At 35.7% G+C, this 6,130-nt stretch carries 6 protein-coding genes and 1 other annotated feature (1 of these 7 cut by a window edge); of the genes, 3 read left to right on the top strand and 3 right to left on the bottom strand.

Translation table 11 applies throughout. The annotated features are described in order from the left end of the window. Positions 1-435 precede the first annotated feature (435 nt). The 3 genes from RUH74_RS20715 to RUH74_RS20705 all read left to right on the top strand — a co-directional run bounded on the left by RUH74_RS20715 (position 436) and on the right by RUH74_RS20705 (position 2,433). On the top strand, positions 436-750 hold the full coding sequence (locus RUH74_RS20715) for an aspartyl-phosphate phosphatase Spo0E family protein (RefSeq protein ID WP_313803546.1): 315 nt from the start codon (positions 436-438) through the stop codon (positions 748-750). Between the two features lie 156 nt (positions 751-906). Further along, entirely contained in the window at positions 907-1,329 is a 423-nt protein-coding gene (locus tag RUH74_RS20710; RefSeq protein ID WP_313803543.1) for a hypothetical protein, read from the top strand. Positions 1,330-1,533: 204 nt separating this feature from the next. After that, positions 1,534-2,433 carry an acetamidase/formamidase family protein gene (locus RUH74_RS20705; protein ID WP_313803540.1) on the top strand — a complete coding sequence of 300 codons (900 nt, stop codon included), beginning with the start codon at positions 1,534-1,536 and terminating at the stop codon, positions 2,431-2,433. Between the two features lie 27 nt (positions 2,434-2,460). On the opposite strand, the gene RUH74_RS20700 is transcribed toward RUH74_RS20705, so the two are convergent. The 3 genes from RUH74_RS20700 to RUH74_RS20690 form a co-directional block, all read right to left on the bottom strand. Further along, positions 2,461-3,780: a short-chain fatty acid transporter gene (locus tag RUH74_RS20700; protein ID WP_313803537.1), complete on the bottom strand. Its 1,320-nt coding sequence runs from the start codon at positions 3,778-3,780 to the stop codon at positions 2,461-2,463. Positions 3,781-3,935: 155 nt separating this feature from the next. Beyond that, complete coding sequence (locus RUH74_RS20695) at positions 3,936-4,325, bottom strand: carboxymuconolactone decarboxylase family protein (RefSeq protein ID WP_313803555.1); 390 nt, start codon at positions 4,323-4,325, stop codon at positions 3,936-3,938. 370 nt (positions 4,326-4,695) lie between these two features. After that, complete coding sequence (locus RUH74_RS20690; RefSeq protein WP_313803534.1) at positions 4,696-6,051, bottom strand: amino acid permease; 1,356 nt, start codon at positions 6,049-6,051, stop codon at positions 4,696-4,698. A gap of 56 nt (positions 6,052-6,107) precedes the next feature. Continuing rightward, positions 6,108-6,130 (bottom strand) — a binding site (T-box leader); it runs 231 nt beyond the window's last position.

The following is a 6,130-nucleotide window of genomic DNA, read 5'->3' as shown; positions in this document are numbered from 1 at the left end:
AGTTAAGCTTCTCAGCGCCAATGGTAGTTAGGGGCTGTCCCCTTGTGAGAGTAGGACGCCGCCAGGCAAAAAGGGTATGCCAAAAATAAATTTGGTATATCCTTTTTTTTATTGTTTATTATTTCTAACTGGATCACAAAACGTTGTTGCAATTTTAAGAATATATTTATTTCAAAAATATTGTTATTAAATTATAGTGTTTTCCAAGTCGGTAATTTTCGCAGAATATAGGAGAAGATGGTATTGGGAATGATTTAATTATTAATGATTAGTATTTCAATATTATTTAGAGATTTTTTGAATAATGCTACTATTTTCTTTTATGTTCACAAGGCTAGTGATTATATGTTAACATCAAAAATGTTTTGTAAATAGTTATTGTGGGGACTATTAAAAGGTAATAGACGCATGTTAATGAGATAGGGGTGAGGTCGCATGAATATGATAGACCAATTTAGATGTGAGAATATGGAACTTTTAATAGAAATATTTGATCTTAAAGTTAGTTTAAAAGAGGTGTATGATCAAAAAGGACCAGCAAGTTCAGATTACATTTCTCTTTCCATCAAATTAAATATACTTATAAAAAAGTACTTTGAAGAGAAAACTTTACATCTAATCAACATGTCCAAGGATGAACTAATTGAAGTTTGGAAACAAAAAGGATTTGAAAATGTTGATATGATGGAAGCAAGTCAAAAACTTGATGAACTAATAATAAAATACCAAAAGCTGAAACATATTGGTTAAAATCCTATTTTATCCCCGCGCTATTCTATGTTACTAGAATAGTTTTTTTTGATCTAAGGATGCAAGTGTATTTAAAAAAAAATGAAAGGGGAAAAAATTCATCTTCTCATCTTTTTGTAGTATCATTAATTCTATGAATGAAGGGAAGTGAAGATAATGAAATTTATCAAATTTCTAGTAATAACGATTATATTGCTAGGTGCGATTGGCTATGCAGTTTATTATTTTGGAACAAATATAGCTTCAGAAAAGATAATGGAAACGGTAACGACTGAGTTAGAAAACAGCGGTGAGATAGAAGAAATAAAGAAGACAATTGAGAATGATCCTGAATTAAAATCATACTTAGAAGAGGCTAAAACAGCAAAAACTGAGGAGCTGCCATTTGCAACTAAAGAAGAAGCAACAAGAGCACTTATTAGCAAAGTTGGAATTTCGGAGCTTAATGATATACGTGTGAAAGTACAAGAGGGATCCATGACTAAAGAAGAAGTGCTTGAGAGTATAGAAGGAAAGTTAACAGAGGAAGAAATATTAGCTTTAAAGGTTATTGCGTATAAAGAGTTGTATGGTAAGTAATGGAAAGAGCCCGGTTTAAGGGGCTCTTCTTTTTGTTTGCATCATTGGGAATCGAAAAAACTTATATGCAAAAGTTAATTAATTGTTTCACTTTATAATAATTTATTTAAATATTCATTTTTATTTAAAGTTAAAGTCGAATGTTTGCTATAATGTGCATTAATGAAGAATAAATGAGTTTAATAATCTGGAAAGGGGATAAAAATGGAAACTTTATCATGCCAAACTGGAATTATTTATGACTTTAACAAAAACCATAAGCCTATTAAAACAGTTGCATCTGGTACAACAATTGAAATAGAAACATATGATTGTTTTCAAAATCAAATTCAATCTGCTGAAACGGTAGTTTCTGAGATTAATTGGGAGCAAATTAATCCGGCCACAGGTCCAATCTTTGTAGAAGGTGCAAATCCTGGTGATGTATTGAAGGTTAAAATAGAGAAATTAGAAATTGGTGCTCAAGGAGTCATGGTTGTCGGTCCTAGTCTTGGTGTCATGGGCCATCGTATGACAGAAATGGAAGCAAAAATTATTCCAGTTCGCAATGGAATGGCAATATTTAATGAGATTGAAATTCCGCTAAATCCGATGATTGGGGTAATAGGTGTCGCACCTGAGAAAGAGGGGATTAACTGTGGAACCCCGGGTTCGCATGGCGGAAATATGGATAATAAAATGGTTACAGCGGGGGCAACTTTGTATTTTCCCGTTTTTACAGAAGGAGCTTTATTCGGACTAGGAGATTTTCATGCGGCAATGGGGGATGGAGAAATAAGTGTATCTGGAATTGAAGTTCCCGGCAAGGCTACCATCACACTTGAAGTGTTGAAGGGAGTGAAACTTAAACATCCGATGCTCGAAAATGATGAAGTTGTTACACAAATTGTCTCAGCTGAAACATTAGATCAAGCATGTAAACGAGCAACAGAAGAAATGGTCGACCGTGTTGCTGAGAAAGCAGGAATGTCTTTAAGTGAAGCTACCATGCTTTTAAGTGCAGCGGGACAAGTAGAAGTCTGCCAAATCGTCGACCCCTTAATGACAGCCAGATTTGTAGTGCCTAAATGGCTGTTGAAACAGTTAAATGTTGAACTAATATAATGGGACAGGTTCCCTGTCCCCCTGTCTTTATAAAAATAAGAACCCTAAAGAAATAATAATACCGCTAACGATAAGTGTCAGGACACAATACCCCATGATATCCTTCGCTTTTAGGCCAGCAATTGCAAGTGCAGGCAAAGCCCAAAATGGCTGAATTAGGTTTGTCCATGCATCTCCCCATGCAACAGCCATAGCCGCTTTTGGAATGGAAACATCAAGTGCAATAGCTGCATCCAGTAAGACGGGAGCTTGAACGGCCCATTGACCACCTCCTGAAGGGATAAAGATATTAATTAACCCTGCGCTCAAGAAGGCGAATAAGGGAAATGTGAATTCATTAGATATCGATATGAAACCATTTGCAATAACAGCCGCTAATCCAGACGCAGTCATCATACCAATAATACCGGCATAAAAAGGAAATTGGATAATGATCCCGCTCGCACCTTTCACTGCATTCACAATTGCTTCTAAAAACTGCTTGGGGGTACCATGGAAAAGAATCCCTAAGAATAAAAATAGGAAGTTAACAATATCAAGATTTAGTTTAAAACCGTTATGGGCGAAATAGTAGAATAAAAATACAATCCCAAATAATCCGATAAGCAGTGATAATATTCGGCTATTTTCTAGTCGTTCTGCCGGTGTCATCGCACTCTTTTCAAGTGTAGCCGCTTGAATATCGTCCTGTAATAATGCAGGATCTACAGTGACCGTTTCTTTTTTTGAAGGCATCATTAAACGATTAACTAGTGGAAGAACAAGGAACAAGGCAATAACAATTGCAAGATTAAAACTAGAAAAAATCGTTTCACTTGTCGGAATAATGCCAATCAGATCCTGTGAAAAGTGGCCTTCTGTAGCAATGGTTAATGGTGTTGAACCAGAAATTCCTCCATGCCAAATAACAAAGCCTGAGTAAGCGCTCGCAATTAACAGCCGGTAATCCACATTATTCACTTTTTTTGCTAATTCCTTTGCGAATAAAGCTCCAATGACGAGACCAAATCCCCAATTTATCCAGCTAGCAATAAGGGAAACAACCGTTACAATGATAATTGCCTGTCCAGGTGATTTAGCGGTAGATGCAAGTGCACCTAATCCTTTTTTGAAAATTCTGCTACTTGCAAGAACATGTCCAGTGACTAAAACAAGAACCATTTGCATGGTAAAAACAAGCAGTCCCCAAAATCCATTCCCCCAGTGCTGAACCATCTGATAAGGCCCGCTTTCAGTGAATATAAGACCAAGCACAAACACAACAAAAGTCAAAATAATTACAAATAAAAATGGATCTGGCAAATATCGCTGCATAACACGATTAAAAAATGATACAAGTGCTTTCAATGAACTCTCTCCTTTCTAACTAATTTCCACTTCACAAATATTACTAATTCTATAATATTCATTATTTTCCTTTAATTCAGATAAAAAAAGTTAGGTTTATTAAGAACATCATAAAAAAACGAACACTAAAAAGCATGTTCGTCTAAATGTTATAGCTATTCTGTTACTGTATTCCCCATGGCGATAGAAATTCTATTCCAGCTGTTGATTTGATTAATAATAAGAACAAGGTCAACATATTGCTTCTCGCTATAATGTTCACGTACGCGGTTATATAGTTCGTCTGGCACTCTTTTTGTATGGATTAGGGTTATATGTTCAGCTAATTCGAGAGCAACTTTTTCTTCGGGAGTGTATAAATCACACTCATTCCAAACACTTAAACAGTAGATGCGTTTTTCCGTTTCTCCTATTTTACGAGCATCAGATGTATGCATATTTAAGCAGTAGGCACATCCATTTATTTGTGAGACTCTTATTTTTATAAGCTCTCGCAAGTTTCTGTTGATGGAAGACTTCTTCGTGTATTTTTCCATTTCGATCATTAGCTCTAACCCATTTGGTGCTACGTTGTAATAGTCTACTCTTGTCACTTTTAATCAACTCCTATTCAGTATAACTTAATTATAAACAAACACGAACGTATGTGCTAGTTATAATCGATTGGCCGTTAAAGTTATTAAATTTTCAACTAAAAAAGCTCAAATACGTTGGATGAGTCTGAGCTATCCAATAATTAGTTATTGAAATGGAATCAGCTCTTTTAGTTTATGAATACCTCAAATAAATTAGAATATGGAGAATGGTGTATAAAAGGTATTGTTGGTGATCTTCCTTAAAAATTAAATAATTGAATGATTACGTATAGCGTACTTTCAAATTGAAGGACATAGTCTATTGTTTTTTTGGATAAAGCTATACAGTTTTATGATTACTAGAGATTCGGATTCTAAAATAAGCTGCAGTTATGAATAAATAAATAACAATCGTTGTGATTGTCACAATGATAGAAGTTGTAGCAATTACTCCAATTAATATAGCGAGCAGCGCCAATAAAGCGATCAATGTCGTATAAGGAAATGAGTGAGCACGACAGGAGGCTTGCTGTGACTGTTTTATCCGAGATTTTAAATGTGCCATTGCAATAATGATCCAAATACATAAAACGGTATAACCAAGGGAACCCATTAAATAATTAAAAGTCTTGCTCCCGGCAAATAGAGAAATAACCACTCCAATATATAACGAAGATGTGCAGGCTACTATTGCATACACAGGTACTTTCCTTTTAGAAACTTTTGCGAATAATTTTGGAATATTTCCATCCGCTGCTTGTGAATATAACACTCTTGACGATGAATATAGCCCAGAATTCATAGAAGAAATAACCGCTAACAAGATAATGGCGTTCATCATGTGATCCGCATATGGAATGCCTATCAAGTTAAACACTGTCACAAACGGGCTCTCGGGAACACCATTCACTTGATTCCAAGGGATAAGGCTCACAATAACAAAAAACGGCAAAATATAAAAAGAAATAATCCGTGTTAATGTTCCTTTCACAGCTTTAGGAATCGCCTTTTCCGGATTTTTCACTTCTGCTAAGGTCACACCTATCATTTCAGTACCACCATATGAATAAATGACGACCAGCATGGCCATGATCAATCCATGCATCCCATTAGGGAAAAACCCGCCGTGTTTAGTTAGATTAGAAAGTCCTGTTGCGGCATGATCCTGAAACGGGACAAATAAAATGATTAATCCAAAAATGATAAATAATACAATTGCACTGATCTTTAATAGGGCAAGCCAATACTCTGTTTCTGCAAATAACTTTACTGAAAATAAGTTTACAATCGTCACAACAGCAGAAACGATTAAAGCAAGTATCCAAACGGGAACGTCTGGAATCCAGTACTGTATAAATATGGCTGCTACCACTGATTCTGCTGCAATATTTAACACCCACATTTTCCAATAGATCCAGTCAAGAAAATGAGCGGCATAATTTCCTAAAAATGGTTGAATTAGATCCCGAAATGTTCTGGCCTGTTTGTTTTTTACTGCCATTTCAGCAAGCCCATGCATAATAAAAAGTAATATGATTCCTCCAACAAGATAGGCAATAATGACTGCTGGTCCTGCCATATCAATGGCTGTACTGCTCCCTTTAAATAATCCTGCACCAATAGCTCCTCCTAATGCCATCATCATTATATGGCGCGATGTCATCGTTCGCATTAAATTCTCTTGTCTGCCTTCCATACAATCAATCCTCCTCATCTTAGTTGTAAGCATATAAAAAAGCCTGCCATCTCTTAAAAAGAGACGACAGGCTTAGGCC

Origin of the sequence: Cytobacillus sp. (genome assembly GCF_032154635.1) — a bacterium.
Lineage (GTDB): Bacteria > Bacillota > Bacilli > Bacillales > Cytobacillaceae > Cytobacillus.
Note: the sequence above shows the minus strand (reverse complement) of the source record. Positions and strands in the feature narration are given on the sequence as shown.